The organism is Streptomyces sp. NPDC057099 (assembly GCF_042671245.1).
GTDB classification, from domain to species: Bacteria; Actinomycetota; Actinomycetes; order Streptomycetales; family Streptomycetaceae; genus Streptomyces; species Streptomyces purpurascens.
This window is the reverse complement of record NZ_JBHUTX010000002.1, coordinates 322,661-349,346: the sequence shown is the minus strand read 5'-3', so window position 1 is coordinate 349,346 and position 26,686 is coordinate 322,661. Positions and strand designations below refer to the sequence as shown.

The 26,686-nt window shown below is 71.4% G+C and carries 31 protein-coding genes; 17 read left to right on the top strand and 14 right to left on the bottom strand.

Annotated features, from left to right (window positions below; translation table 11 throughout):
• Positions 1-267 precede the first annotated feature (267 nt).
• The 14 genes from ACFT4A_RS03995 to ACFT4A_RS03930 all read left to right on the top strand — a co-directional run bounded on the left by ACFT4A_RS03995 (position 268) and on the right by ACFT4A_RS03930 (position 13,213).
• Positions 268-1,545, top strand: coding sequence for a GAF domain-containing protein (locus ACFT4A_RS03995; RefSeq protein ID WP_382825701.1), 1,278 nt, complete (start codon positions 268-270; stop codon positions 1,543-1,545).
• 175 nt (positions 1,546-1,720) lie between these two features.
• Positions 1,721-3,031 carry a hypothetical protein gene (locus ACFT4A_RS03990; RefSeq protein ID WP_382825700.1) on the top strand — a complete coding sequence of 437 codons (1,311 nt, stop codon included), beginning with the start codon at positions 1,721-1,723 and terminating at the stop codon, positions 3,029-3,031.
• Positions 3,032-3,112: 81 nt separating this feature from the next.
• Entirely contained in the window at positions 3,113-3,685 is a 573-nt protein-coding gene (locus tag ACFT4A_RS03985; protein ID WP_189721513.1) for a GNAT family N-acetyltransferase, read from the top strand.
• Between the two features lie 126 nt (positions 3,686-3,811).
• Positions 3,812-3,895: a putative leader peptide gene (locus ACFT4A_RS03980; protein ID WP_310591794.1), complete on the top strand. Its 84-nt coding sequence runs from the start codon at positions 3,812-3,814 to the stop codon at positions 3,893-3,895.
• Positions 3,896-4,023: 128 nt separating this feature from the next.
• Positions 4,024-5,721 (top strand): nitrite/sulfite reductase, encoded by a 1,698-nt coding sequence (locus ACFT4A_RS03975; protein WP_382825699.1) that lies wholly within the window; start codon positions 4,024-4,026, stop codon positions 5,719-5,721.
• Complete coding sequence (locus tag ACFT4A_RS03970) at positions 5,718-5,897, top strand: hypothetical protein (RefSeq protein WP_215117804.1); 180 nt, start codon at positions 5,718-5,720, stop codon at positions 5,895-5,897. Before ACFT4A_RS03975 ends, ACFT4A_RS03970 begins: the two co-directional genes overlap by 4 nt.
• On the top strand, positions 5,894-6,604 hold the full coding sequence (locus ACFT4A_RS03965; RefSeq protein WP_382825698.1) for a phosphoadenylyl-sulfate reductase: 711 nt from the start codon (positions 5,894-5,896) through the stop codon (positions 6,602-6,604). Before ACFT4A_RS03970 ends, ACFT4A_RS03965 begins: the two co-directional genes overlap by 4 nt.
• 23 nt (positions 6,605-6,627) lie before the next feature.
• Positions 6,628-7,164, top strand: a complete 537-nt coding sequence (gene cysC / locus ACFT4A_RS03960; protein ID WP_382825696.1) for an adenylyl-sulfate kinase — start codon at positions 6,628-6,630, stop codon at positions 7,162-7,164.
• A complete protein-coding gene (gene cysD / locus ACFT4A_RS03955) occupies positions 7,161-8,096 on the top strand; it encodes a sulfate adenylyltransferase subunit CysD (protein WP_382825694.1) in 936 nt (311 codons plus the stop codon). The genes cysC and cysD overlap by 4 nt, the downstream gene beginning before the upstream one ends.
• Before the next feature lie 2 nt (positions 8,097-8,098).
• Positions 8,099-9,433 (top strand): sulfate adenylyltransferase subunit 1, encoded by a 1,335-nt coding sequence (locus tag ACFT4A_RS03950; RefSeq protein ID WP_382825693.1) that lies wholly within the window; start codon positions 8,099-8,101, stop codon positions 9,431-9,433.
• A 222-nt stretch (positions 9,434-9,655) separates the two neighbouring features.
• Positions 9,656-10,759: an ABC transporter substrate-binding protein gene (locus ACFT4A_RS03945; protein ID WP_382825691.1), complete on the top strand. Its 1,104-nt coding sequence runs from the start codon at positions 9,656-9,658 to the stop codon at positions 10,757-10,759.
• Positions 10,760-10,794: 35 nt separating this feature from the next.
• Positions 10,795-11,583 carry an ABC transporter ATP-binding protein gene (locus ACFT4A_RS03940; RefSeq protein WP_382825689.1) on the top strand — a complete coding sequence of 263 codons (789 nt, stop codon included), beginning with the start codon at positions 10,795-10,797 and terminating at the stop codon, positions 11,581-11,583.
• Positions 11,570-12,466, top strand: coding sequence for an ABC transporter permease (locus ACFT4A_RS03935; protein ID WP_382825687.1), 897 nt, complete (start codon positions 11,570-11,572; stop codon positions 12,464-12,466). Before ACFT4A_RS03940 ends, ACFT4A_RS03935 begins: the two co-directional genes overlap by 14 nt.
• Positions 12,467-12,472: 6 nt before the next feature.
• A complete protein-coding gene (locus tag ACFT4A_RS03930; protein ID WP_382825686.1) occupies positions 12,473-13,213 on the top strand; it encodes a sirohydrochlorin chelatase in 741 nt (246 codons plus the stop codon).
• 13 nt (positions 13,214-13,226) lie between these two features.
• Here the strand turns inward: ACFT4A_RS03930 and ACFT4A_RS03925 are convergent, their stop codons facing one another.
• The 9 genes from ACFT4A_RS03925 to ACFT4A_RS03885 form a co-directional block, all read right to left on the bottom strand.
• Positions 13,227-13,514 (bottom strand): gas vesicle protein K, encoded by a 288-nt coding sequence (locus ACFT4A_RS03925; protein ID WP_382825684.1) that lies wholly within the window; start codon positions 13,512-13,514, stop codon positions 13,227-13,229.
• The gene (locus ACFT4A_RS03920) at positions 13,490-13,705 is read right to left on the bottom strand and encodes a gas vesicle protein (RefSeq protein ID WP_382825683.1); all 216 of its coding nucleotides are present in this window, start codon (positions 13,703-13,705) and stop codon (positions 13,490-13,492) included. The genes ACFT4A_RS03925 and ACFT4A_RS03920 overlap by 25 nt, the downstream gene beginning before the upstream one ends.
• Positions 13,702-14,523 carry a GvpL/GvpF family gas vesicle protein gene (locus ACFT4A_RS03915; RefSeq protein ID WP_382825681.1) on the bottom strand — a complete coding sequence of 274 codons (822 nt, stop codon included), beginning with the start codon at positions 14,521-14,523 and terminating at the stop codon, positions 13,702-13,704. The genes ACFT4A_RS03920 and ACFT4A_RS03915 overlap by 4 nt, the downstream gene beginning before the upstream one ends.
• Positions 14,520-14,882, bottom strand: a complete 363-nt coding sequence (locus tag ACFT4A_RS03910) for a gas vesicle protein (protein WP_382825679.1) — start codon at positions 14,880-14,882, stop codon at positions 14,520-14,522. Before ACFT4A_RS03910 ends, ACFT4A_RS03915 begins: the two co-directional genes overlap by 4 nt.
• Positions 14,879-15,130 (bottom strand): gas vesicle protein GvpG, encoded by a 252-nt coding sequence (locus ACFT4A_RS03905; RefSeq protein ID WP_382825677.1) that lies wholly within the window; start codon positions 15,128-15,130, stop codon positions 14,879-14,881. The genes ACFT4A_RS03910 and ACFT4A_RS03905 overlap by 4 nt, the downstream gene beginning before the upstream one ends.
• 11 nt (positions 15,131-15,141) lie before the next feature.
• Positions 15,142-15,861, bottom strand: coding sequence for a GvpL/GvpF family gas vesicle protein (locus ACFT4A_RS03900; protein ID WP_382825676.1), 720 nt, complete (start codon positions 15,859-15,861; stop codon positions 15,142-15,144).
• Complete coding sequence (locus ACFT4A_RS03895; RefSeq protein ID WP_382825674.1) at positions 15,858-16,250, bottom strand: gas vesicle structural protein GvpA; 393 nt, start codon at positions 16,248-16,250, stop codon at positions 15,858-15,860. Before ACFT4A_RS03895 ends, ACFT4A_RS03900 begins: the two co-directional genes overlap by 4 nt.
• Before the next feature lie 123 nt (positions 16,251-16,373).
• Positions 16,374-16,670, bottom strand: coding sequence for a gas vesicle protein (locus tag ACFT4A_RS03890; protein ID WP_382825673.1), 297 nt, complete (start codon positions 16,668-16,670; stop codon positions 16,374-16,376).
• Positions 16,671-16,930: 260 nt separating this feature from the next.
• Positions 16,931-17,479: a DUF1697 domain-containing protein gene (locus tag ACFT4A_RS03885; RefSeq protein WP_382825671.1), complete on the bottom strand. Its 549-nt coding sequence runs from the start codon at positions 17,477-17,479 to the stop codon at positions 16,931-16,933.
• Between the two features lie 316 nt (positions 17,480-17,795).
• Between ACFT4A_RS03885 and ACFT4A_RS03880 the strand changes: the two genes are divergently transcribed.
• Complete coding sequence (locus tag ACFT4A_RS03880) at positions 17,796-20,048, top strand: MMPL family transporter (RefSeq protein WP_382825669.1); 2,253 nt, start codon at positions 17,796-17,798, stop codon at positions 20,046-20,048.
• A 56-nt stretch (positions 20,049-20,104) separates the two neighbouring features.
• Here the strand turns inward: ACFT4A_RS03880 and ACFT4A_RS03875 are convergent, their stop codons facing one another.
• Positions 20,105-20,425, bottom strand: coding sequence for a hypothetical protein (locus tag ACFT4A_RS03875; RefSeq protein WP_382825667.1), 321 nt, complete (start codon positions 20,423-20,425; stop codon positions 20,105-20,107).
• 199 nt (positions 20,426-20,624) lie between these two features.
• On the opposite strand from ACFT4A_RS03875, the gene ACFT4A_RS03870 reads away from it, so the two are divergent.
• The gene (locus tag ACFT4A_RS03870) at positions 20,625-21,575 is read left to right on the top strand and encodes a zinc metalloprotease (RefSeq protein ID WP_382825666.1); all 951 of its coding nucleotides are present in this window, start codon (positions 20,625-20,627) and stop codon (positions 21,573-21,575) included.
• Positions 21,576-21,599: 24 nt separating this feature from the next.
• Here the strand turns inward: ACFT4A_RS03870 and mgt are convergent, their stop codons facing one another.
• From mgt to ACFT4A_RS03850, 4 genes are all read right to left on the bottom strand, one after another.
• Positions 21,600-22,799 carry a macrolide-inactivating glycosyltransferase gene (mgt, locus tag ACFT4A_RS03865; protein WP_382825665.1) on the bottom strand — a complete coding sequence of 400 codons (1,200 nt, stop codon included), beginning with the start codon at positions 22,797-22,799 and terminating at the stop codon, positions 21,600-21,602.
• Between the two features lie 62 nt (positions 22,800-22,861).
• The gene (locus ACFT4A_RS03860) at positions 22,862-23,458 is read right to left on the bottom strand and encodes a hypothetical protein (RefSeq protein WP_382825663.1); all 597 of its coding nucleotides are present in this window, start codon (positions 23,456-23,458) and stop codon (positions 22,862-22,864) included.
• Positions 23,455-24,879: a sensor histidine kinase gene (locus tag ACFT4A_RS03855; protein WP_382825958.1), complete on the bottom strand. Its 1,425-nt coding sequence runs from the start codon at positions 24,877-24,879 to the stop codon at positions 23,455-23,457. Before ACFT4A_RS03855 ends, ACFT4A_RS03860 begins: the two co-directional genes overlap by 4 nt.
• Positions 24,880-24,959: 80 nt before the next feature.
• Entirely contained in the window at positions 24,960-25,655 is a 696-nt protein-coding gene (locus tag ACFT4A_RS03850; protein WP_382825661.1) for a response regulator transcription factor, read from the bottom strand.
• Between the two features lie 139 nt (positions 25,656-25,794).
• Here ACFT4A_RS03850 and ACFT4A_RS03845 point away from each other — a divergent pair, with 139 nt between their 5' ends.
• Complete coding sequence (locus ACFT4A_RS03845; protein ID WP_382825659.1) at positions 25,795-26,679, top strand: DUF3152 domain-containing protein; 885 nt, start codon at positions 25,795-25,797, stop codon at positions 26,677-26,679.
• Positions 26,680-26,686: the final 7 nt, after the last annotated feature.

Sequence of the window (26,686 nt, the reverse complement as noted above, 5' to 3'; positions counted from 1 at the left end):
TGTTCCGATCTGGTGTGCCGATCCGCTCGGGCGGGAGCGGGGGTGGTGCTGCGCCGACACGGCACCACCCCCGCAGCACTGGCCCGTTCGAGCCATCGAACGCCGCTCGGGACGGCGCTGCTCAATTTTCAGCCACGGCCCGGTCGTTCACCAGGGTTGCGAGGGGTTGCAACTTGATGCCGACTTGTGGGCGGACTGCGCGCGTCCGTCCGGGGCAGGCGGCACTATGAGACGGACAGTCAGAAACGGCTCCGGGGGGACACGCCGATGGACGTCACGCAGCTCGCCGCCGTGAACGCCACGCGGGCGGCCCGGGTCCTCGACGAGGTCCGTTCCGCCCGGCTCGCCGGGCAGCCCGCTCCCGTGGCGCCGCGGCCGGTGATCGAGCAGTCCTGGGAGCGGATGCTGCGCGGCGGCGTCGACCCGGACCACGACTTCCGGGCGGGGCTGCTGCCCCTGGAGGAGGTCCGGCGGCGGCGCGAGACGACGGCGCTGCGCCATGTGCTGCCGGTGCTGCGGGAGGGTCTGCTGGCGGTCGCGGACATCGCGCACCACATCATGGTGGTCGCCGACGAGGAGGGCCGGGTGCTGTGGCGCGAGGGCAGCGCGCCGGTGTTGCGCAAGGCCGACGGGCTCGGGTTCGAACTCGGCGCGGACTGGCGCGAGGACGTCGTCGGCACGAACGGTCTGGGCACTCCGGCGGTGGTACGCCGGCCCGTCCAGGTCTTCGCCTCCGAGCACTTCGTGCGCTCCCAGGCCGGCTGGACCTGTGCCGGCGCTCCCCTGACGGATCCGCGGGACGGCCGGCTGCTGGGCGTGGTGGACGTGAGCGGGCCGCTGGAGACGATGCACCCGGCCACGCTCGCCTGGGTCGACTCGGTGGCCAAGCTCGCCGAGGCCCGGCTGCGGGAGATGCACGTGGAGTCGCTGGAGCGGCTGCGCGCGGTGGCGGCGCCGGTGCTGGCGCGGCTCGGCGGGCGCGCCCTGGTGGTCGACCCGGACGGCTGGACCGCCGCGGTGAGCGGGATGCCGTACACCCGACGGATCGCCCTGCCGAAGTCGCTGTCGGCGGGCCCGCGGTGGCTGCCGGCGCTCGGGCTGTGCTCGGTGGAGCCGCTGGCCGGGGGCTGGCTGGTGCGGGCGGGCGCCGACGAGCCGGTGCCGCCCGGGGCGACCAGGATCGTGCTGGACCTCAGACGGGCACGCGGCTGGTCGGTGGAGGTCTCCGGGGGTGCCGGGTCCTGGGCCCGTGAACTGAGTCCCCGGCATGCCGAGTTGCTGTACCTCCTCGCCGTCCACCGCACCGGCCGCAGCGCCTCCGGCCTGGCCGGGGACGTGTTCGGCGACCCGGCCCGCACGGTGACGGTGCGCGCCGAGCTGTCGCGGATACGGCGGTATCTGGGGGCGCTGCTGGAGCACCGGCCGTACCGGTTCGCCGAGGACTCCGAGGTCGAGGTGCTGCTCCCGGACGACCCGCGCGATCTGCTGCCGTACTCGACGGCACCGGCGGTGTGCGGGCTCCGCACCTCCGCACCGGCCCCCTGAGGTTCACCGGACGTGTCGCCCGACTGTCGCCCAGGGGTACATCTTTCGCATATTTGCGGGGTCTTCGTCCGCCACCCCGCTCACCTGCCGTAGCATCCCTCTACGGGTCACCCCACCTGCTCCTCCGTCAACGTATGGATCATCAGGCGCAGTTGGCCCGCCTCAGGAGGGCGTAATGAAGCATCGCGGCAGACACCGGCGACGCAGGCGGGGCAGGGCGGTACGGGCGACGCTGGCCGGGACGGCCCTCGCGCTCACCGCCGCAGCCACCCTGATCAGCGCTTCTCAGGCCGAGGTCACGGACGCCCCGGGGACGCTGAAGCCGCTCAGTGCGACGGCGGAGTTCGGGCGGCTGCCGCTGGCCGAGCGCCGGGTGCCGGAGCGGTGGCTCGACCGGCTCTCCTCCGAGATGGGCCGCCCCGTCGGCGTCGGCACGGTACTGGAGAGCGCCGACCGCCCGCTGCGGAACGCGGCCGACTGCTCGACCGCCGAGAAGCAGGCCCTGCCGGTCGAACCCGCGGCCACGCGCGCGTACTGCTTCGGCGGCGCCGACACCCGGGGCTGGCGGCCGGGCGCGGTCACCACCTCGGGGGACGCGGACGACGACGGCCGCTGGGGCGGGAACCGTGTGATCCTCTCCGGCTGGACCAACGGCGCCGAGGGCGGCTCCATGGACGGCCCGGCGCCCGAGCGGGGCCTGGCCAAGGTCGCCTTCGTCGACGCGAACGACCCGGAGCGGCTCCGCTACACCTGGGCCCTGCTGGCCGTCCCGGTGGACGGCGGGCACGACTACCGGGGGCTGGTCTCGCCGCTGTCCGGCATGGTCTGGTACCAGGACAAGCTGCTGGTGACGACCCGCGAGGGCGACCGGGACGCGCTGCACGTGTACGACATGGACCGCATCCAGCGCGCCACCGTCGAGTCCGACGCGGTCGGCCGGGTGCGCGGCGGCTGGGCGGCGCACGGCTACCGGTACGTGCTGCCCGCCGTCGGCTCGTACACCCTGCCCGGCGGTGACGACGTGCCGCACCCGGCCACGGTCTCGCTGGACCGCAGCACCTCCCCCGACAGTCTGGTCGCGAGCGAGTGGGTGCCCGCGGACGGCGACCGGCGCACCCGGCTGTGGCGCTACCCGCTGAGCCGTGGCCCGGTCCCGTCCGGCCCCCTCACCACCGACGCCTCCGGGCACGCGGACCCGGTCGAGGCGTTCGAGACGAAGACGACCGACGTGCGGGGCGTGCTGGCGTACGGCTCGGGCTGGTATCTGGACCACGCGGCGGGCTCACCGGGCGGGCACGGGACGCTGTGGCGCCAGGACCCGGAGAGCGCCCGGGCGACGGAGTGCGGGACGGACGAGACCCGCCAGTGCTGGAGCGGCCGGTCGGGTTCCCTGTCCTACTGGGAGGAGACGGGCGAGCTGTGGTCCCAGTCCGGCCGCATGCTGTTCGCGCTGCCGCTGTCCTCGGTCGACCGGGCCCTCGACTAGGGCGCGTCCGGCGGGGTGCCGACCATGGTCATGACGCCGGACGTTCGACAGGTCGTCATACCTGATGATTTCCTGACCCTCATGCCGACCATCGCCGTGACCACCTGGTCCCTGGAGCAGACCGCCCCGACCGACCTGCTGCCGGCCGTCGCGCCGGAGGGGGACGTCCGGGTCGTCCGCTCCGAGGTGCCCTCGCCCGAGTTCAGCCGGTTCCTGTACGCGTCGGTGGGCGGCGACATCCGCTGGACCGACCGGCTGAGCTGGTCGTACGCCCGCTGGCAGGAGCACCTGGAGCGGCCCGGCGTGGAGACGTGGGTGGCCTACGACCGGGGCACGCCCGCCGGGTACGTGGAGCTGGAGGCGCAGGACGACGCGGTCGTGGAGATCGTCTACTTCGGACTGCTGCCCGGCTTCCGGGGCCGGCGCATCGGCGGGCACCTGCTGTCGTACGGCACGGCCCGGGCCTGGGACCTCGCGGACCGCTGGGCGGGACTGACGCCGACGAAACGGGTCTGGCTGCACACCTGCAGCAAGGACGGCGAGCACGCGATGGACAATTACCAGCGCCGTGGGTTCCAGCTGTTCGACACCAAGGTCGAGGAGGAGGCGGACGTCGCCGCTCCGGGACCGTGGCCTGGGGCGTTCCCCGTCTGACCTGGTCGGACACCCTGGGGCGACCCAATGTGACCAAGGACACGCATGTCTTGGATTTCGAGACACGAGTGTCCGCATCTTGGACGAAGCTGGACTGTGTCCAGATCGCCGTGACACGCTTCCGTCATGTCTGGAACTGGAATTGCCTTGGTGAGTCGGCGGCACGTCGACCTCGGCCGCATGTCCAGCGCCATCTGTCCGGCGCGCTGAGAGCACTCACGCAGCCCGGCATCCCCTTTCTCGTCTCCTTTCCTGCGCAATGACGCGCCCGTATCACCGTGCGCCCGCGCGCGCAGGTCAGAGCCGCTTTCCCGCCTGTCCCGAAGGACGTATCAACCATGGCCGCCACCCCGCAGAAGCCTGCCGCCGCGACTCCCCGCCGCAAGGTGAGCCGTCACCGCGGTGAGGGTCAGTGGGCCGCGGGACACTTCACCCCGCTCAACGGCAACGAACAGTTCAAGAAGGACGACGACGGTCTCAATGTGCGGACACGCATTGAGACGATCTACTCCAAGCGGGGCTTCGACTCGATCGACCCGAACGATCTGCGCGGCCGGATGCGCTGGTGGGGTCTGTACACCCAGCGCCGCCCCGGGATCGACGGCGGCAAGACCGCGATCCTGGAGCCGGAGGAGCTGGACGACGAGTACTTCATGCTGCGCGTCCGCATCGACGGCGGCCGGCTCACCACCCGGCAGCTGCGGGTGATCGGCGAGATCTCGCAGGAGTTCGCGCGCGGGACCGCCGACATCACGGACCGGCAGAACGTGCAGTACCACTGGATCCGGATCGAGGACGTGCCCGAGATCTGGGACCGGCTGGAGGCCGTCGGCCTGTCCACGACCGAGGCCTGCGGTGACACGCCGCGTGTGGTCATCGGCTCGCCGGTCGCCGGTATCGCCGAGGACGAGATCATCGACGGCAGCTCCGCCATCGACGAGATCAACCGCCGCTTCATCGGCAGCAAGGAATTCTCCAACCTGCCCCGCAAGTTCAAGACGGCGATCTCCGGCTCGCCGCTGCTCGACGTGGCCCACGAGATCAACGACGTGGCGTTCGTCGGCGTCGACCACCCCGAGCACGGCCCCGGCTTCGACCTGTGGGTCGGCGGCGGCCTGTCCACCAACCCGAAGATCGGCGTCCGGCTCGGCACCTGGGTGCCGCTGGACGAGGTCCCGGACGTGTGGGCCGGCGTGATCGGCATCTTCCGCGACTACGGCTACCGGCGGCTGCGCACCCGCGCCCGGCTGAAGTTCCTGGTCGCCGACTGGGGCCCGGAGAAGTTCCGCCAGGTGCTGCAGGACGAGTACCTCAAGCGTGAGCTCGTCGACGGACCGGCGCCCGCCGAGCCCGTGCAGCGCTGGCGCGACCACATCGGCGTGCACCGGCAGCAGGACGGCCGCTTCTACGTCGGCTTCGCCCCGCGCGTGGGACGCGTCGACGGCGCGACCATCACGAAGATCGCCGACCTCGCCGAGGCACACGGCTCGGGCCGGGTGCGCACCACCGTCGAGCAGAAGATGATCGTCCTCGATGTCGAGGAGGACCAGGTCGAGTCGCTGGTCGAGGGCCTGGAGGCGCTCGACCTGACCGCCCGGCCGTCCTCGTTCCGGCGCGGCACCATGGCCTGCACCGGCATCGAGTTCTGCAAGCTCGCCATCGTCGAGACCAAGCAGCGCGGCTCGCAGCTGATCGACGAGCTGGAGCGCCGTCTGCCGGACTTCGACGAGCCGCTCACCATCAACCTCAACGGCTGCCCGAACGCCTGCGCCCGTATCCAGGTGGCGGACATCGGTCTCAAGGGACAGCTGGTCGTCAACAGCGAGGGCGAGCAGGTCGAGGGCTACCAGGTGCACCTCGGCGGCGCGCTGGGCCTTCAGGCGGGCTTCGGCCGCAAGGTGCGCGGTCTGAAGGTCACCTCCGAGGAGCTGCCCGACTACATCGAGCGCGTCCTGAAGCGGTTCGAGGCGGAGCGCGAGGACGGCGAGCGGTTCGCCGCCTGGGCCGCCCGGGCCGGCGAGGAGTCCCTGACATGAGCGAGCGCGCCGCCCCGTTCTACTGCCCCTACTGCGGTGACGAGGACCTGCGTCCCAGCGAGGAGGGGCACGGGGCGTGGGAATGCGCGGCGTGCAGCCGGGCCTTCTCGCTGAAGTTCCTCGGACTGCTGTCCCAGGGACTGAAGCGATCCGACTCCGGAGGGGCAGAGATATGACGACCACTCAGGAAGAGCGCAGCACCGAAGAACTGAAGGCGCTCGCCGAGCAGGCGGGCCGCGACCTGGAGGACGCCTCCGCGCTGGAGATCCTCACCTGGGCGGCCGAGACGTTCGGCAAGCGCTTCTGCGTGACCTCCTCCATGGAGGACGCGGTGGTCGCCCACCTCGCCTCCCGGGCGATGCCCGGCGTGGACGTGGTCTTCCTCGACACCGGCTACCACTTCGAGGAGACCATCGGCACCCGCGACGCGGTCGACGCCGTGATGGACGTCAACGTCATCACGCTCACGCCGCGCCTGACGGTCGCCGAGCAGGACGCCGAGTACGGCCCGAAGCTGCACGACCGCAACCCCGACCTGTGCTGCGCGATGCGCAAGGTGCAGCCGCTGGAGGAGGGCCTGAAGGACTACCGGGCCTGGGCGACCGGTCTGCGCCGCGACGAGTCCCCGACCCGGGCGAACACCCCGGTGGTCGGCTGGGACGAGAAGCGGCAGAAGGTGAAGATCTCCCCGATCGCCCGCTGGACCCAGGACGACGTGGACGCCTACGTCACCGAACACGGCGTCCTGACGAACCCGCTGCTGATGGACGGCTACCCCTCCGTCGGCTGCGCTCCCTGCACCCGCCGGGTGCTGGAGGGCGAGGACGCCCGTGCCGGCCGCTGGGCGGGGAGCAACAAGACCGAGTGCGGGCTGCACGGATGACGACGACGATTCAGGAGACCGACGTGACGACCGGAGCCACCGTCTGGCTCACGGGTCTGCCGAGTGCCGGCAAGACCACCATCGCCCACGAGCTGGCCGGCCGGCTGCGCGCCGAGGGCCGCCGCGTCGAGGTGCTCGACGGCGACGAGATCCGCGAGTTCCTCTCGGCGGGCCTCGGCTTCACCCGCGAGGACCGGCACACCAACGTGCAGCGGATCGGCTTCGTCGCCGAACTGCTCGCCCGCAACGGCGTGCTCGCCCTCGTCCCGGTCATCGCGCCCTACCAGGACAGCCGCGAGGCGGTGCGCAAGCGGCACCAGGCGAACGGGACGGCGTACGTGGAGATCCACGTGGCCACGCCGGTCGAGGTCTGCAGCGAGCGCGATGTGAAGGGCCTGTACGCCAAGCAGGCGGCGGGCGAGCTCACGGGACTCACCGGGGTCGACGACCCGTACGAGGCACCCGAGTCGCCCGATCTGCGCATCGAGTCGCAGAACCAGACCGTGCAGGAGTCCGCGGCGTCGGTGTACGCCCTGCTCAGCGAAAGGGGACTGGCATGACGACCGCGGCCACCGTTTCCGAGGAGACCGACAGCCCCTACGCGCTGTCCCACCTCGACGCCCTCGAGTCCGAGGCCGTGCACATCTTCCGCGAGGTGGCGGGCGAGTTCGAGCGGCCGGTGATCCTCTTCTCCGGCGGCAAGGACTCCATCGTCATGCTGCACCTGGCGCTGAAGGCCTTCCGGCCGGCGGCGGTGCCGTTCTCCCTGCTGCACGTGGACACCGGGCACAACTTCCCCGAGGTCCTCGACTACCGGGACCGCACGGTCGAGAAGCACGGACTGCGGCTGCACGTCGCCTCCGTCCAGGACTACATCGACCGCGGTGTGCTCAAGGAGCGCCCGGACGGCACCCGCAACCCGCTGCAGACCCTGCCGCTGACCGAGAAGATCCAGGCGGAGAAGTTCGACGCCGTCTTCGGCGGCGGACGCCGCGACGAGGAGAAGGCCCGGGCCAAGGAGCGGGTGTTCTCCCTGCGGGACGAGTTCTCCCAGTGGGACCCGCGCCGGCAGCGCCCGGAGCTGTGGAACCTGTACAACGGCCGGCACGCCCCCGGTGAGCACGTGCGCGTGTTCCCGCTGTCCAACTGGACCGAGCTGGACGTGTGGCAGTACATCGCCCGCGAGGGCATCGAGCTGCCGCAGATCTACTACGCCCACGAGCGTGAGGTGTTCCAGCGCAGCGGCATGTGGCTGACCGCCGGCGAGTGGGGCGGACCGAAGGACGACGAGACCGTGGAGAAGCGCCTGGTGCGCTACCGCACGGTCGGTGACATGTCCTGCACCGGGGCCGTCGACTCCGAGGCCGACACCATCGAGAAGGTGATCGTCGAGATCGCCGCCTCCCGGCTCACCGAGCGCGGCGCGACCCGCGCCGACGACAAGATGTCCGAAGCCGCGATGGAAGACCGCAAGCGCGAGGGGTACTTCTAGAGATGAGCACCATCACGACCGAGGAACTCGCGGAGACCACCCTGCTGCGGTTCGCCACCGCCGGCTCCGTCGACGACGGCAAGTCCACCCTGGTGGGCCGGCTGCTGCACGACTCCAAGTCGGTCCTCACCGACCAGCTGGAGGCCGTGGAGCGCGCTTCGGCGAGCCGGGGCCAGGAGGCGCCGGACCTCGCGCTGCTGACGGACGGTCTGCGGGCCGAGCGGGAGCAGGGCATCACCATCGACGTGGCGTACCGCTACTTCGCCACGCCCCTGCGGCGGTTCATCCTCGCCGACACCCCCGGCCATGTGCAGTACACGCGGAACATGGTCACCGGCGCCTCGACGGCCGAGCTGACGGTCATCCTGGTCGACGCGCGCAACGGCGTCGTCGAACAGACCCGCCGGCACGCCGCCCTCGCCGCCCTGCTGCGCGTCCCGCACGTGGTCCTCGCGGTCAACAAGATGGACCTCGTCGGGTACGAGGAGAAGGTGTTCGCCGCCATCGCCGAGGAGTTCACGGCGTACGCGACCGAGCTGGGCGTCCCCGAGGTCACCGCGATCCCGATCTCGGCGCTCGTCGGCGACAACGTGGTGGAGCCTTCCGCGAACATGGACTGGTACGGCGGCCCGACGGTGCTGGAGCACCTGGAGACGGTGCCGGTCAGCCACGACCTGAGCCACTGCCACGCCCGGCTGCCCGTGCAGTACGTGATCCGGCCGCAGAACTCCGACCACCCGGACTACCGGGGCTACGCCGGTCAGATCGCCGCCGGTTCGTTCCACGTCGGCGAGCAGGTCACCGTGCTGCCCTCGGGCCGCACCTCGAAGGTCGCCGGCATCGATCTGCTGGGCGAGCCGGTCGACGTCGCGTGGACCACGCAGTCGGTGACCCTCCTGCTGGAGGACGACATCGACATCTCGCGCGGCGACCTGATCGTGCCCACCAAGGACGCGCCCGCGACCACGCAGGACATCGAGGCGACGGTCTGCCATGTCGCGGACGCCCCGCTGACCGTCGGCCACCGGGTGCTGCTCAAGCACGGCACCCGCACGGTCAAGGCGATCGTCAAGGACATCCCGTCCCGTCTCACGCTCGACGACCTGTCCCTGCACCCGCACCCGGGGCAGCTCGTCGCGAACGACATCGGCCGGGTGAAGATCCGTACCGCCGAGCCGCTGCCGGTCGACTCCTACTCCGACTCGCGCCGCACCGGCTCGTTCATCCTGATCGACCCGAACGACGGCCAGACCCTCACCGCCGGCATGGTCGGCGAGTCTTTCGCCTCTCCGGAGCCGGTGAAGGACGAGGCCGACGACGACGGGTGGGACTTCTGACATGAACTCCCCCGACTTCTTCTCCACGTTCGCGAAGGAGGGCGGCCGCGTCGGCAGCGGTGCTCTCGGCAGCGGGCAGGGCGGAGTGGCGCGATGTGTGCGCTGACGTACGCGCACTGCCTGCGCGCCCTCACCCCCCACCGCCGTAGACGCAAACCTGCCGACCTCCCGGCCACGACCTGAGAGACCGTGACCGCCGGGCCTCCGAGAGGAACACCTCCCGTGCCTGCATCATCCGCTCTGCGCCGATCCCTCGCGGTCATGGCCGCGCTTCCCCTGCTCACCCTGGCCGCCTGCGGCTACGGCTCCAAGGCCGAGGACGACGGGGCCTCCAAGGTCGCCGCCGGGGCGAAGAAGATCGACGGTCTCGACAGCGTCAAGATCGGTTACTTCGGCAACCTGACCCACGGAACCGCGCTGGTGGGCGTGCAGAAGGGCATCTTCCAGAAGGCGCTGGGCGCCACCAAGGTCGAGCCCGCGATCTTCAACGCCGGTCCGTCCGAGATCGAGGCACTGAACTCCAAGTCCATCGACATCGGCTGGATCGGCCCCTCCCCGGCGATCAACGGCTACACCAAGTCCGCCGGCAAGAACCTGCGCATCATCGGCGGTTCGGCGTCCGGCGGCGTGAAGCTCGTGGTCAACCCGGACAAGATCAAGTCCCTGAAGGACGTCAAGGGCAAGCGGATCGCCACCCCGCAGCTCGGCAACACGCAGGACGTGGCGTTCCTCAACTGGGCCGCCGAGCAGGGCTGGAAGGTCGATCCGCAGAGCGGCAAGGGTGACGTCACCGTCGTCCGCAGCGACAACAAGGTCACCCCGGACGCCTACAAGTCCGGGTCCGTCGACGGTGCCTGGGTGCCGGAGCCGACCGCCTCGAAGCTGGTCGCCGAGGGCGGCAAGGTGCTGCTCGACGAGGCCTCGCTGTGGCCCGACAAGAAGTTCGTGATCACGAACATCATCGTGCGGCAGGACTTCCTCAAGGAGCACCCGAAGGTCGTCGAGGCCGTGCTCAAGGGCTCGGTCGAGACCAACAAGTGGATCAACGCCAACCCGGACGCGGCGAAGGCGGCGGCGAACAAGCAGTTGGAGGCCGACTCCGGCAAGGCGCTGCCCGCCGAGGTGCTGGACCCGGCGTGGAAGTCCATCCAGTTCACCGACGACCCGCTGGCCTCCACCCTCAACACCGAGGCCCAGCACGCCGTGAAGGCGGGGCTGCTGCAGAAGCCGAACCTGAACGGCATCTACGACCTCGCGCCGCTGAACAAGGTCCTCGAGGCCGAGGGCGCGCCCACGGTCGACGACGCCGGTCTCGGCGCCAAGTAGCCCGCATCCCGAAGAGTTCCCAGGAGGTGACGACCATGGCCACCACCCTCACCAAGGCCGCCGACGGCACTGAGTCGGCCACGCACGCCGCCCGGATCGAACACGTTTCGAAGTCGTTCGCGGGCCCCGCCGGGCAGCAGCTCGTCCTGGACGACATCACCCTCGATGTCGCGCCCGGCGAGTTCGTCACCCTCCTGGGGGCCTCGGGCTGCGGCAAGTCCACCCTGCTCAACCTGGTGGCGGGCCTGGACCGGCCCAGCGTCGGCGAGATCACCACGGACGGCCGCCCGGCGCTGATGTTCCAGGAGCACGCGCTGTTCCCGTGGCTGACCGCGGGCAAGAACATCGAACTCGCCCTGAAGCTGCGGGGCATCGCGAAGGCCGAGCGGCGCGAGCGGGCCGAGGAACTGCTCGAACTGGTCCGGCTGAAGGGCGCGTACGGCAAACGGGTGCACGAGCTGTCGGGCGGTATGCGCCAGCGGGTCGCGCTGGCGCGCGCGCTCGCCCAGGAGAGCAAGCTGCTGCTGATGGACGAGCCGTTCGCGGCGCTGGACGCGATCACGCGGGACGTGCTGCACGACGAGCTGACCCGCATCTGGCGCGAGACACAGCTGTCCGTCCTGTTCGTCACGCACAACGTGCGCGAGGCGGTCCGGCTCGCGCAGCGCGTGGTGCTGCTGTCCTCCCGTCCGGGCAAGATCGCCCGTGAGTGGACGGTGGACATCCCGCACCCGCGCCGCATCGAGGACACCCAGGTGGCGGAGCTGTCCGTCGAGATCACCGAAGAACTGCGTGGGGAGATCCGCCGTCATGGCCAGCACTGATTCGACGACCGTCGCCAAGGACGGCAGCGATCTCGCCGGTCTGGAGGCGGGCCTCGACGCGCTGGAGTCGAGGCAGACGCACCGCACGCCGTTCCGGCAGACCTTCGTCCAGAAGATCCTGCCGCCCGTCATCGCCGTCGCGCTGGTGCTGGCGGTCTGGCAGGCCCTCGTCTCGTTCAAGGTCGTCGACGACCCGACCAAGCTGCCCGCGCCGTCCGCCGTGTGGGACGTCGTCCACACGGCGTGGCTCGAGGGCGAGCTGCTCGGCTACATCTGGACCAGCGTCTCGCGCGGTCTGCTCGGCTTCTGCTTCGCCCTGGTGATCGGCACCCCGCTGGGTCTGCTGGTGGCCCGGGTGAAGGTCGTCCGCGCGGCCCTCGGCCCGATCCTGTCGGGCCTGCAGTCCCTGCCGTCGGTCGCCTGGGTGCCGCCGGCGGTGATCTGGCTGGGCCTGAACAACTCGATGATGTACGCGGTGATCCTGCTCGGCGCGGTCCCGTCCATCGCCAACGGCCTCGTCTCGGGCGTCGACCAGGTGCCCCCGCTGTTCCTGCGCGCGGGCCGTACGCTCGGCGCCACGGGCCTGAAGGGCACCTGGCACATCGTCCTGCCGGCCGCGCTGCCCGGCTATGTGGCCGGTCTGAAGCAGGGCTGGGCGTTCTCGTGGCGCTCCCTGATGGCCGCGGAGATCATCGCGTCCTTCCCCGACCTCGGCGTGGGCCTCGGCCAGCTGCTGGAGAACGGCCGCAACGCCAGCGACATGGCCATGGTGTTCGAGGCCATCCTGCTCATCCTGATCGTCGGTATCGCCATCGACCTGCTCATCTTCAGCCCGCTGGAGCGGTGGGTGCTGCGCAACCGCGGCCTGTTGGTGAAGAGCTGAAGTCCCATGAACAACAAGCCTGTCCTCCTCGTCATCGCCCACGGCAGCCGCGACCCGCGGCACGCCGCGACCGTGCACGCCCTGATGCGGCGGGTACGCGCCCTGCGTCCCGACGTACGGGTGGAGACAGGCTTCCTGGACTTCAACGTCCCCTCGGTGCAGGGGGTCCTTGAGTCCCTGGCGGTCCAGGGCGTCCGTGACGTCGTGGCCCTGCCCCTCCTGCTGACCCGGGCGTTCCACGCGAAGGCGGACATCCCGGCGGTCCTCGCGGACGCTCCCCCGCAGCTCCGCGTCCACCAGGCGGAGGTTCTGGGCCCGTCCCCGCTGCTGTCGGCAGCGCTGGAACGGCGCCTGTACGAGGCGGGCCTGTCGCCCGCCGACAAGTCCTCGACCGGGGTCGTCCTGGCCTCGGCGGGGTCCACCGACCCGGAGGCGATCGCAGTGATCGCAGAAATCGCGCGGGAGTGGCGGCACACCGGCTGGTGCGCCGTGCGGCCTGCGTTCGCCTCCGCATCCCTCCCGCGTACCGAGGACGCGGTCCGCGAACTCCGCGCCCTCGGCTGCTCCCGGGTGGCCGTCGCCCCCTACGTCCTCGCCCCCGGCCGCCTCCCGGACCGCATCGCCCGGGGCGCGGCGGAGGCGGACGTCCTGGCCGACGTACTGGGACCGGCGCCGGAGGTGGCGCGGGTGGTGCTGGAGCGGTACGAGGCGGCGCGGGCGCCGATGCTGACCGCCGTGAGCGCCTGAGCGCGCGCAGCCGTCACCGGTGGGGTGGCAGCAGGGTGCCCAGCGGGCCCAGGTCCAGGTTGAGGTCCTCCGGGCGAAGGTCGTAGCGCGCGCGGAGTTCCCGCATGCGGTCGTCGAGGAGCATCAGGGTCAGGCCGACGCGTTCCTCCTGTTCCTCGGTCAGGTCTCCGACGTCGACGCGGTGCAGGGCCTGGCGTTCCATGAGCTGGCGGAGGAGTTCGACGACCGTCAGGACCAGTTTGACCAGGTCGCGTTCGACCGTGTCCGGGTCGGCGGTCAGACGGCGGGTGGCCGGGGACATGGGGCCTCACTGATCCGGGAGAGTGCCGAAGCGGCCACGGGGGCGATGACCGCGCGCAGGTCGATGCGGACCAGGTCGACGTCCGCGATGGACAGGACGAGGTCGCCGGTGACGACGACACCGCCCTGGAGAAGCCGGTCGAGCAGGTCGATGAGGGCGACCGGGCGGTCGGCGTAGGGGGCGACGCTCACGCGGCGGGCTCCGACTCCGGCTGGAGGGCGAAGGAGTAGGGGGCCCAGGGGCCGGTGATCTCCACACGGAGGCCGGGGACGCCTTCGGCGGCCGCGAGGATGCCGGCGCGGAAGGCGTCGACGCGTTCGGCGGGGACGAGGTAGGCGTCGTTGCCCACGTTGGTGCCGGGGCCGGGGCCCGCGAGGCTGCCGCGTTGCGGGCTGTGGGCCACACGGTCGACGGCGAGGGCGCGGGCCGTCTCGGTGAGGTGCGCGGCGGCCTGGGCGACCGTGCGCCAGGCCTCCTCGTTCCTGCGTTGTCTGCGGCGGCGGATCGACAGATAGGCGCGGCCGGCACCGAGGCCGGTGGGCTGTTCCTGTCCGGCGCCGGTGTCCGCCTCGGGCGGGGTGATGTCGGGCGTGGCGTAGATCTTGACGCCGAGTTCCACATGGCCCGTGAGGCGGTCCAGCAGGGACAGGAAGTAGTCGCGTCGGATGTCGAGGGCCTGCCGGGCGCCGTCCTCGTCGTGGTAGACGGTGGCCAGGCGCAGGGGCAGTACGGCGGCGCCGCAGCCGACGAGTGCGGCCACGACGGCGTGGTGGGAGCGGACCGTGGACTCCAGCCAGTCCAGGTCGTCGAGGTGGGCCTTGAGGGGCGTCTCGTCGTAGTCGGCGGCCGGGACGTGGCCGACGGCGAAGGCGAGCGGGTGCGTGCCGGCCGCCGGGTCGACCAGGTGGACGGGCTCTCCGGCGACTCCGCGCAGATGTGTCACCGCGGCGGTGGCCTCGGGGGTGCGGCGCAGGACGGCGTACGTGTAGACGAGGTTCGGTTCGGTCATGACTCCGGTCTCCTCTCGGCCGCTTTGAGTGCGGCGATCTCGGCACGCAGTCGTTCGTTCTCGTCGGCGAGGGACCGCTCGGGGCGGGCGGCCCGGGAGGAAAGGGAGGGGTCGTGTTCCCACCAGTCGATGCCCATCTCCTTGGCCTTGTCGACGGAGGCGACGAGCAGGCGCAGCTTGATGGTGAGCAGTTCGATGTCGAGCAGGTTGATGCGGATGTCGCCGGCGATGACCACGCCCTTGTCGAGGACCCGTTCGAGGATGTCGGCGAGGTTGGCGGTCTGGGCGCCGGGCCCCTGGTCGTAGGGGGAGGGAAAGCGGGACGGTCCGGCGAGTCCGCCTGATGCCGGGTGGGTCATGGTCGGGGGCCTCGTCTCCGGGCGTTGATCTCGTCGAGCCGGTCGAGCAGTTCGTCCTCGCGGCGGTCGTACTCGGTCTCGTCGATCCGTCCCTCCAGCAGGGCGCGTTCCAGGTCGACGAGGGCCTGCCGGACGGGGGCGGGGTCGTAGTACTGGTCCTCGGCGGCGGCCTGGAGCTGCTCGGCGGCCCAGAGGGTGGTGCGCAGGGGCGCGAGCGGGAGGGTGAGGATGCCGGTGAGCAGGCCCATGGATGCTCCCGTCAGGCGGCGAAGCTGTAGGGGGGCAGCGGACCGCGCAGCCGGAAGTCGTAGGCGGCGCCGTAGTCGTGGGCCAGGCCCCGGCCGGCCGCGGTGAACTCGTCGGCGCGGGCGCGTTCGACGAGGAAGGAGACGTTGAGGAAGTCGTCCTTGGACGGGTCGGCCACGACGCTGGCCCGGGCCAGCCCGGACAGTCGCCCGACGATCTCGTCGGCCTGGTGCCGCTGCCGGGCCTCGACCTGCCGGGCCACGAGTTCACCGAGGGCGAGGCGGTCCTCGTAGGCTCCGCTGCCGTCGCGGGTGTGCCGGTTGAGCCGGCGGGCCTCCTCCGACTCGTCGAGCACCTCGCGCAGCAGGTCGTCCTGGGAGCGGGCGGCCTTGAGGTTGAACTCGGCGGTGCCGTGCAGTTCGCCGAGCCTTCGGGTGTACTCCTCGCCCTTGTGCTCCAGGGCAGTGGTGACGGCGGTGTCGTCCGGGGCGAGCAGGCCGAACCGCATGGGGAGGACCGATCCGTCGGCCATGAGGCGTTCCTGCAGTTCCTGGTGGGCGACGAGGTCACGGCGTTTGGGCCGCAGGTCCGGTGGCGCGACGCTGACGACGGCGGCGAGCGGGCCGTGGACGAGGACGCGCGGGGGGTCGTCGGTCCCGCCGACGGTGCGCAGGCCGTCGAGCCGCAGGGGGTGGTCGGAGCGGGTGACGGCGTAGACGTAGACGCCGCTCACCGCTCGTCCTCGCGGTCCTTGTCGTCGCGGTCGAAGATGTCGCCGATCGCGTCGATGGCCCCGCCGATCGCGCCGCTGGTCTTGCCCCGGGCGCCGCTCTCGACGAGGTTGCCGACGATGTCGGTGAGCTTGTCGGGGGCCTTGCGGCCGGCCTCCAGGTCGAGGCGGTTGCAGGCCTCGGCGAACCGCAGGTAGGTGTCGACGCTGGCGATGACGATACGGATGTCGATCTTCAGGATCTCGATGCCGACCAGGGAGACACGGACGAACACGTCGATGACGAGCCCGCGGTCCAGGATCAGTTCGAGGATGTCGAAGAGTCCGGCGGAACCCGAACCGCTGGAGGTGGCGGCGGGTTGCATCCCGCCGGACTGCGTCATGACGGTCACGTGGGCGATTCCTCTCGCGAGACTCGTTCTCGTGCCGCCCGTAGGTACGGGGGCGGCGGCGGCCGTGTTCACGTGAACACCAAAAGAGTTGCCGCGAGGGGGAGTTGGGGAGCCGGGTCGGTGTCAGCGCTGCCGGTCGAGCTGGCCGCGGGCGTAGCGGCGCACCCGCTCGTAGCCGAGCAGCCGGCCTTGCGGGTCGAGGGTGACCCGGTAGGTCGCCATGATGGTCATGGTGTCGGGGACCCGCTCCAGCTCCGCGACCTCCACGTCCGCGGTCCAGCCGTCCGGGGTCGGGCGGACGGCGGTGACGGAGTCGGGCGTCTTGCCCAGCAGTTCGGCGAGCTGGCTCGCCGCGCCGCGCATGGCCTGGACGGCGGTCGTACGACCGGAGGGAGTCGTCTGATCATCGGTGCTCGTCATGGCCCTACGGTGCCAAGGCCCCGGGCCGCGTGGGGGCGATTCGGCCAAACGTGCGGTGCCGGTTGGGGGGGGATCCGGGCGGAGGGTCACTCCTGCCGGTCGCCGTACGACGTTACCTGGTGGGCCAGCTGTACGCCGCGCATGCGGGAGGGGTCGATCGGCAGGGCTTCGAGGTCGGTGGTGGCGGCCAGGGAGGCGATGATGGCGGCGTGAGCAGGGCCAGTTCACGGTCGACGGCGGACTCGACGGCCGGGTCGTGCTCAGGCACCGGTCATCTCCACCAGCTTCACCACGGTGTTCCAGTTGCGGGTCGTGGCGATCACGCCCTTGTTGATGCGCGGCTTCGACAGGTGTTCGGCCAGCTTGGAGCGGCCGAGGCCGTTCGGGGCGTACAGGTACAGGGCGCGGTCGCCCAGGCGGAACTCCTCGGGGAGGTAGGCGGCCTGGTCGATCTCCGCGAAGCGGTCGGGGTCCACGGGCGCGGAGAAGTAGGTGACGTGGAGCTGCTTGGCCTCCAGGTCGGCGGCCGGGAAGGGACACGCGTCGGCGATCGCCTTCAGATAGGCGTGGTCGCGCACGATCACGTCGACGCCGAAGCCGAAGTGCTTCTCGACGGCGTGCACGATCTCGGCCGCGTGGGAGCGCTCGTCGCCGTGGCCGGAAGCGAACACGGCCTGGCCGCTCTGCAGGTACGTGCGCACGTTCTCGTGGCCGAGGTTCTCCAGGAGTGTGCGCAGGTCCGCCATCGGGACCTTCCTGCTGCCGCCCACGTTGATGCCGCGCAGCAGTGCCGCGTACGTCGTCGTCATCCGCACACCATAGGACGGCCGTCGTGCCCCGTGGGGGTGGGCACGAGGGCCGTCGGCGGGCGGCTGCCCGGCCCCGTAAATTACTCATCGGTCACCGCGGGGCACAACCATCTGCTCAGGATCCACACAGTATGTGTAAGGGGCCACGGTCCCCGGCGGTCCTCCCCAGTGCGGAGGAGACGAGGTCCATGGGGATGAGTTCCGGCCCCGCCACCTCACCGGGCAGCACGACGAGATGGCTTTATCCGGCGCCTACCTTCGAATCGGAAGGGGGCGGCAGGGGGCCGTCACCGCTGCACGAGGGGGCGAGCCCGTCATGGGGAACGGAGAAGCGCGGGTGCGGGGCTTTGCGGCCCGGGCCGGCGGCTGGAGCGCCCGGCACCGATGGGCCGCCGTCGGCATCTGGGTGCTGTTCGTCGTCCTGGCGGTGGGGCTCGGTTCGGCGGCGGGCCGGGTCGACGTCAAGGACAGCGACCAGCTGAAGGGGGAGACACACACCGCCGCGCGGATCATCGAGGACGCCGGGATCGACGAGCCGGCCGGTGAGACCGTCCTGATCCAGGCCGGGGACGGCGGACTCAAGGCCACGGACGCCGAGTTCAGGGACGCCGTCACGGCCGTGGTCCGGGCCGTCGAGGAGACCGGCCGGGTCACCGACGTGACCTCGCCGTACGACACGAAGACCATCTCGAAGGACGGGCGCAGCGCGCTCGTGCAGTTCGACATGCGCGGCGCGGCGGACACCGCGGGCGAGCGGGTCGAGCCGGTGCTGAAGGCCGTCGAGGGCGTCCAGAAGGACCACGCGTCGCTGCGGATCGAGGAGATCGGCGGCGCGAGCATGATGAAGACGTTCGACGACGCGTTCGGGGACGACTTCAAGAAGGCCGAGTACTCGGCGGTGCCGGTGGCGTTCGGCATTCTGCTCATCGCCTTCGGCGCGCTGGTGGCGGCCCTGCTGCCGGTGGCGCTGGCGGTCACCGCGATCATGGCGACGATGGGTCTGATGGGCATCGTCAGCCACCTCCAGCCGATGAGCGACACCGCCAACTCCGTGATGCTGCTGGTCGGCATGGCGGTCGGCGTCGACTACTGCCTGTTCTATCTGCGCCGGGAGCGCGAGGAGCGCGAGGCCGGCCATGACGCGCAGACGGCCCTGAGGATCGCCGCCGCGACCAGTGGCCGCGCGATCGTCGTCTCCGGTGTCACGGTCTGCGTGGCCATGGCGGGCATGCTGTTCACCGGGCTCGCCGAGTTCGAGGCGATGGGCCTGGCCTCGCTGATGGTGGTGGCCGTGGCCATGGTGGGGTCCGTGACGGTGCTGCCCGCGCTGCTGTCGCTGCTGGGCGAGCGCGTGGAGAAGGGCCGCATTCCGTTCCTGCGCCGGCGCAAGCCGGGCGCCCGCCAGGACAGCCAGTTCTGGACGGCCGTGCTGCGGCGCGTCCTCGCCCGGCCCGTGATCGCCGTGACGGTGGCGGCCGGTGCGCTGCTGGCCATCACCGCCCCCGCGCTCGGCATGAAGACGCAGCAGCTCACACTGGACCAGGAGTTCGGCGACTCGCTGCCGATCGTGCAGACGTACAACCGGCTCAACGACGCCTTCCCGGGCGGTTCGGAGCCGGCCGAGGTCGTCGTCAAGGCGGACGACATCAACGCGCCGGAGGTGAAGTCCGCACTCGCCGACTTCCGTGACCGGGCGATCAGTTCGGGCGCCTCGCGCGGCCCGGTGGAGATCAAGCTGCACGACACGCAGAACGTCGCGTTCGTCTACGTCCCGCTGGTCGGCGGCTCCGACCTGGACCGGGCGGGCGTGAGCCTGGACAAGCTGCGTGACGAGGTGCGTCCGGCCACGCTCGGCAGGGTCGACGGGGTCGAGGCGCCGATCACCGGGCAGGTCGCGGGGTCGAAGGACTTCAACGACCAGCTGGCCGGAGCCGTCGTCCCGGTCTTCGCGTTCGTCGTGGTCTTCGCCTTCCTGCTGATGCTGCTGTCGTTCCGCTCGCTGACGATCGCGCTCACGTCGATCGTGCTGAACCTGCTGTCGGTGGGCGCGGCGTACGGCATCCTCGTCGCGGTCTTCCAGCACGGCTGGGGCGCGTCCCTGGTGGGCGCGGAGGGCGTCGGCGCCATCATCACCTGGCTGCCGCTGTTCCTGTTCGTGATCCTGTTCGGCCTGTCGATGGACTACCACGTGTTCGTGGTCTCCCGGATCCGGGAGGCGCGGCTGCGGGGTCTGGAGACCAAGGACGCGATCCGGCACGGCGTGGTCACCACGGCCGGGGTCGTCACCAGTGCCGCGGTCATCATGGTCGCCGTGTTCGCGATCTTCGGGACGCTGTCCATGCAGTCCATGAAGCAGATGGGCGTCGGCCTCGCGGCCGCGGTGCTCATCGACGCGACGATCATCCGGGGCGTGCTGCTGCCGGCGGTGATGGCGCTGCTCGGGGAGCGCAACTGGTATCTGCCGAAGTGGCTGCACCGGCTGCCGGACCTGACGCACGACGAGGCGCCGCGGGCGATCGTCGCCGGACCGGCGGCGCGGGACGACGAGGGCGAGCCTCTCAAGGTCTGATCCCCGCCGCTGCCCTGAGAGGGCCTGTCGGTTGCCTGGGCAACCGACAGGCCCTCTCAGTTCGTGAGTCGGCGCACGTGCAGCACGCTCGCGTCGCAGCGCACGATCTCCAGCTCCCGGTCCGGGCGGGCACCGTCGAAGGTGAGCGCGATATGACGGTCCGCCACGAGCCGCCAGCGGCCGGGCACGGCAGCGGGAGCGTCACCGCGTCCCAGCGGGTGGTCGACGAAGGCGCCGTCGGGCGCGAACTCCATGCCGCGGCGCCCGCGCGCGGGCGGGAAGGGGTGGTCGTCGGGCCGGTACACCCGCACGTCCTCGTGGTCCTCCTCGTAGGAATGGATCCAGGAACGGAACAGGTCCGACGAGGGCTCTCGCATGACCCGGCCACCTCACTCGCCCGAAGCCGTACACATTGCCGGTCTTGTACCCAAAAGACTAGGATTGTCATTGTATGGGTTCGGAGGGAACGGGCAACCGACCGCTCCGACCGGCGTCGCCCGGCCCTCGCGGCGCGTGTCAGACGCGCACTTCCGCAGCCGCGTGCGCGGCACACCCTCAGCTTCCCGAGGGGCAGTCATGTCCGACGCCCAGTCCTATCTCCGCGTCACCTCCGCCGACTACAGCCACTGGTGCGGTGCCATGGAGGTGCACCGCAGACTCCTCGACCTGAACCCGGAGTACGCCGAGAACCGGGCCCTGATCGAGAACACCGCGTTCACCTACGAGCAGCTGGAACACGTCACCGGCCGGCAGAGCCTCGTCGACATCCCCGTCGTCGTGCACGTCGTGCACAGCACCCCCGAGCAGAATGTGGGCGACGCCCAGATCCAGAGTCAGATCGATGTACTCAACCAGGACTTCCGGGCCGGCAACCCGGACGTCAACAAGGTTCCGGCGGCCTGGCAGGACCTCGTGGCCGATGTGCGCCTGCAGTTCCACCTCGCCCGGACCGACCCGCTGGGCCGCCCCACCGACGGCATCACCCGGACCCCGTCCTCGACCCCGGACTGGGGCACGGACGACCTGGTCAAGTTCAGCCTGAGCGGGGGCCGGGACGCCTGGCCCGCGGACATCTACCTGAACCTCTGGGTCAGCCCGCTGCGCCGCGGACTGCTGGGCTACGCCCAGTTCCCGGGCGGCGCCGCCTCCACGGACGGGGTGGTCGTCACCACCTCCGCCTTCGGGACCACCGGCACCGCCAAGGCGCCGTTCGACGGCGGCCGTACGGCCGTGCACGAGATCGGGCACTGGCTGAACCTGCGGCACATCTGGGGCGACGACGACGAGGGGTGCAGCGGCGGCGACTTCGTGTCGGACACCCCCAACCAGGCGGGGCCGAACCTCGGTTCACCCGACTTCCCCCATGTGACGTGCGGCAACGGGCCGAACGGCGACATGTTCATGAACTACATGGACTACACCGACGACGCCGCGATGTTCATGTTCACCAAGGGGCAGGCCGCGCGGATGGACGCCACGCTCGACCAGGCCCGCCAGACCCTCACCCGCCAGGCCGTCGCGGTGTGACGGCCCGGCGCGCGAACGCCCCGACTAACCCTGTCGAGCGGGCAGTTCCGCCTCGATGAGGTCGGCCGCGCGGCGGGTGCCGCCCTCCCGGAGCAGCTCCGCCTGGATCTTCAGGCGGCCGGCGACCTCGGGGTCGTCGACGAGGGCGAGGGCGGCCTCGCGCAGGGCCTCGCCGGTCGCCTCCTCCGTGGCGAGGTACCGGGCGACGCCGAGGTCTTGCAGGATCTCCGCGTTGCCGAACTGATCCACGGCCTGCGGTACGGCGATCATCGGCGTGGCGGTGGCGAGGCCCTCCTGGCTGCCGCCCGCGCCGGCGTGTGTCACGAACAGATCGGCCTGCTTCAGGATCGCCAACTGCGGCACCCAGGAGCGCACCTCGACGTTCGCGGGAACGTCCCCGAGGTCGGCCGGGTCGACGTGCTTGCCGATCGACAGCACCAGATGCCAGCCGGGCAGGTCGCCGAACGCCTTGACGCACTCCCGGTAGAAGCCCGGCTGCTTGGTGAAGGCGGAGCCGAGGGAGACGAGCGCGACCTTCTCGGCACCGGCCGGCCGCCGCCAGCCGCCCTCGGCGGGGCGCTCGCCCTGGCAGGCTCCGACGAAGGAGTACACCGTCTCGTCGACGCGGTCCGCGTTCGGCTGGAGCGCCTTGGGGATCAGGACGATCGAGCGGTCGGGACGGCCCACGAACGGGTCGGGGTGCCGGGTGATGCCGTTCCCCTCCAGCCAGGCATGGAACCGGGCGTAGTAGGCGCGCCCGCGCTCGGTCTTCCTCGGCTCCGCCCACATGGGCTCGGCGACCTCCTCCTCGTACCCCTCCCAGGCGACCATGGCCGGTGACAGGGAGACCGCGGGCACGCCCCAGCGGTGGGCGAGGACGCGGGCCGGGTAGGAGGCGATGTCGTGCAGCACGAGGTCCGGCTCGTCGCCCTCGTAGGCCTCGATCAGCTGCGGGAGCGCCTGGATCGCGTCGTCGAGGAACGGCTCCACGTTGTCGAGCAGTGTGCTCCCCCACGCCTCGGGGTCGTCGTCGGGCGAGGGCAACGTGGAGTTCCAGGGCTTCACCTCGGCACCGGTGTCCGCGACCTTCTCAGCGAAGACCGGCGGGATCGCGTAGGTCACCCGGTGGCCGCGCGCCACGAGCTCGCGGATCACCTCGAGGCTCGGGTTCACGTGGCCATGGGCGGCGATGGAGAACATGGCGATGTGCGCGCGACTGGTCATGCGTCGACCTTAGGCGAGACGATACGTCTCGTGCAACTTCTTCGGGTCGTCGCCGATGTCCCTCATGTGGTGGGGCAGCGCGCCGTGCTCTCGAGACGGCGGCCGTCCCGGCCCTCGACCGTGACCGTCACCGGGTCGTCCCCGGGGTTCGCGACCCGCGCGGCCTCGGTGGCGGTGCAGATCAGCTGGGCCACCGCGAGATCGGGCAGATCGTCGGCGGAGGACAGGGACAGTTCGATGGACACCTGGTCGCCCCGCGTCGTGACCTTCGCGAAGTCCGTGGCTTCGGCCGCCCGTGGGTCCTCCGTGGCGGGCGGCCGCGGGACCTCCGTGGCCGCCGACGGGGCAGGATCGGCCGGGACGGCCGTCGGCAGGTCCACCCTCGTCCGCGGCAGCAACGACTTCAGCCCGAAGGCCTGTTCCTCCGCCGTGGGCCCCTGCAGCAGCGCCTCCACGGCCGACGCGGCGCCGATCGGGGTGACGCCCCGACGCGAGACGGGCCTGGGCTTGCCGTCCGCCACGAAGTAGACCCGTACCGTCGGCACGACCCCGCCGGCGGGACCGCCCGCCTCCACCACGCCGGTGGCCGGGATGCCGCAGGAGGCGAGCCCGCACAGCGCCGGCAGGGCCAGCAGCGCGGCGCGGCGCCGGGCCGTCACCGGTGCTCCCCGCGGGCCGGTTCGTCCCGCCGCAGCGGGAGTTCGACGGTGAACACCGCGCCGCCCTCCGGACGGTTGGCGGCCCGGACGCTGCCGCCGTGCACCCGGACGTTCTCCGCGGTGATGGCGAGACCCAGACCACTGCCCTCGGTCCGGGTGCGGGCGGTGTCCGACTTGTAGAAGCGCTCGAAGACGTGCGGCAGGACGTCCTCGGGGATGCCGGGGCCGCTGTCCAGCACCTCGATGACCGCCGACCGGTCGCCGCCCGCGCGCAGACCGAGACGGACCGGCCGGGCTCCGTGCCGGAGCGCGTTGCCGACCAGGTTCGCCACCACGACGTCGAGTCGGCGCGGGTCGACGCGGCCGCGTACGGCGTCCGGTGGCGGCAGGTCGGCGTCCACCAGGTCGGCCCACGCACGGTCGGCGAGGGTGCGGCGCAGCGACTCGGCGAGGTCGATCTCGTCCAGGTGCAGCACCGCGGCGCCCGCGTCGAAGCGGGAGATCTCCATCAGGTCGTCCACGAGACGGGCCAGCTTCACGGTCTCCTCGCTGATCAGCCGGACCGCGGTGGCGGTGTCCGGGTCGAGACGGGCGGCGTCCTCGTCGAGGACGTCGGTGACCGCCGCCATGGCGGCCAGCGGGGTGCGCAGTTCGTGCGAGACGTCCGCGGCGAAGCGGCGGGCCCGGGCCTCCATGCCGCGCAGTTCGGCCACCGACTCCTCCAGGGCGGCGGCCGTCTCGTTGAACGTGTGGGACAGATCGGCGAGTTCGTCGGAGCCGTTGACCGCGAGCCGGGTGTCCAGCCGCCCTTCGGCGATGCTGCGGGTGGCGTGCCGCAGTGCGCGCACCGGCCGCAGCACCCCGCGCGCGGCGAGCAGCGCGAGCAGCACGGCGACGCCCAGCGCGGGCACGGTGGCCCGCTCCACGGCGGTGACCAGGGCGTCCACGTACCGCTGTTCGGTGGCCTGCGGCACCGTGAGGAAGACCTTGAGCCCCGAGGCGATCCCGCGGTTCTCCTCGCCGGCGAAGGTGACCGACATGCCGACGACGAGTGAGGTGTGGTCACCGGTGTTCACCCGCTGGAAGACGGTGGCCGGACTGGAGTCCACGGCCTCGCGCAGATCGGGCGTCAGCTCGTCGAACGGGTCGTCGGGGAGGGACGTGCCGCTCAGATCCTCGTAGGCGACCAGCACGCGCCAGTTCCCGGACGGCTCGGCGCGGGCCACGTCACCGGCGAAGCGCCGCAGTTCGGCCTCGGCGGGTGGGAAGGAGAGCTGCGGGGCGAGCCGGTCGACCTGGGTGCGCAGCAGCTTGATCACGGTGTCCTGGCTCTGCTGGAGCACACCCGTGCGCGCCTCCCGGAAGCTCAGGGCGCCGGTGGTCGCGGCGGTGAGCGCGGCGACGAGCGCGAACGCCACCACCAGGCGGGTGCGCAGCCCGCGCAGCCGCGGGAACAGGCCGCGCACGCGTGGGATCGGGGCGTTTCCGGCGGAGAGGTTCCTCACGGGGACACGAACCGGTAGCCGAAGCCGCGCACGGTCTGGATGTAGCGCGGCTCGCGCGAGGGCTCGCCCATCTTGGCTCGCAGCCGTCGGACGCAGGCGTCCACCAGGCGCGCGTCACCGTGGTAGCTGTGTTCCCAGACCGCTTCCAGGAGTTGCTGCCGGCTGAACACCTGGCCGGGTGCTGCGGACAGCGTCAGCAGCAGCCGGAGTTCGGACGGGGCGAGCGGGACCGGGGCGCCCTGCCAGGTGACCGCGTGCCCGGCGCGGTCGATGGCCAGCTCGCCGTAGGTGTCGATCTTCGGTATGCCGCCGTCGGTCACCGCCGCTGCCGTCGCCCGGCGCAGGACGGCCCGGATGCGCGCCTCCAGAACCCGGGCCTGCACGGGCTTGACGACGTAGTCGTCGGCTCCGGCCTCCAGCCCCACGACGATGTCCACGTCGTCGCCGCGCGCGGTCGCCATGAGGATCGGCAGCGTCTGGTCCAGGGCACGCATGGCGCGGCACACGTCCAGGCCCGGCATGCCGGGCAGCATCAGGTCGAGCACCACGACGTCCGGCCGGAAGGACCGCAGCCGCTCCAGGCCCTCCTCCCCGGTCCCGGCGGCGGCGACGTCGTGCCCCTGGCGGCGCAGGGCGAGGGCGACTCCTTCACGTACGGCGCGGTCGTCTTCGATCAGCAGAACTCGTGGCATGGGCTCAGTATCCGCAGGCCCGGATACGGACGGGCTCCTGTTACCGGATGATCACACGAGACTCCCGATGGATCTTCGTTACTCTTCTGTTACCGATCGCGCCAGATCCGATCACATGACCATCGCAATCTGAACAACTATGACCGCGCACTCCGTACCTCCGTCCCGCAGCCGCCGCAGGAACGGCCGCCCCACGCACTCCGCCGGGCGGCGCGGCCGGAAGGGCCCGCTGTTAGCGGGCCTTTCCGCGCTGGTGCTGCTCGGGGCCGCCGGCGTCGCGGCGGTGGAATGGACGTCGGCGGAGCCCGGAGGTACGGCGGCCGGGTCCGGCCCCGGCCCTGGGACCGAGCCCGTGCAGGACTCCCCGTCCACCACCGCCCCGGCCAGGCCCCTCACCCCGTCGGACCCGCCCTCCCCGTCCGCCTCGCCCTCCCCCACGGCCTCCGCCCGGCAGGAGATCCCGGCCACGGGCCCCGGCACCTTCACCGTCGCCCCCGGCTCGGGCCCCAAGGTGGGACAGGGCCGGACCCTGCGCTACCGGGTCGATGTCGAGGACGGCATCGAGCTGTCCGCCCCGGACGTCGCCGAGCAGGTGGAGAACGTCCTGGCCGACCGGCGCGGCTGGACGGCGGACGGCCGCTCCGCCTTCCGGCGGGTGTCGAGCGGGCCCACCGACTTCGTCGTGAAGGTCGCCACCGCCGGGACCGTGGACAAGATCTGCGGGCAGTACGGCCTGGACACCGGCGGCGAGGTCAACTGCAACGTCGCCAAGAACGTGATGGTCAACCTCAAACGCTGGCTCCTGGCAACTCCCGTCTACGCCAAGGACGTCAAGGCCTACCGGGCCCTCATCATCAACCACGAGGTCGGCCACTTCCTCGGCCACGGCCATGTCGGCTGCCCCGGCCCCGGCAAGCCGGCCCCCGCGATGATGCAGCAGATCAAGGGCATGCGCGGCTGCGCGCCCAATGTCTGGCCCTACGACGAGGAGGGCCGCTACCTCACGGGACCCGCCGTGCCGTGAACGGAGC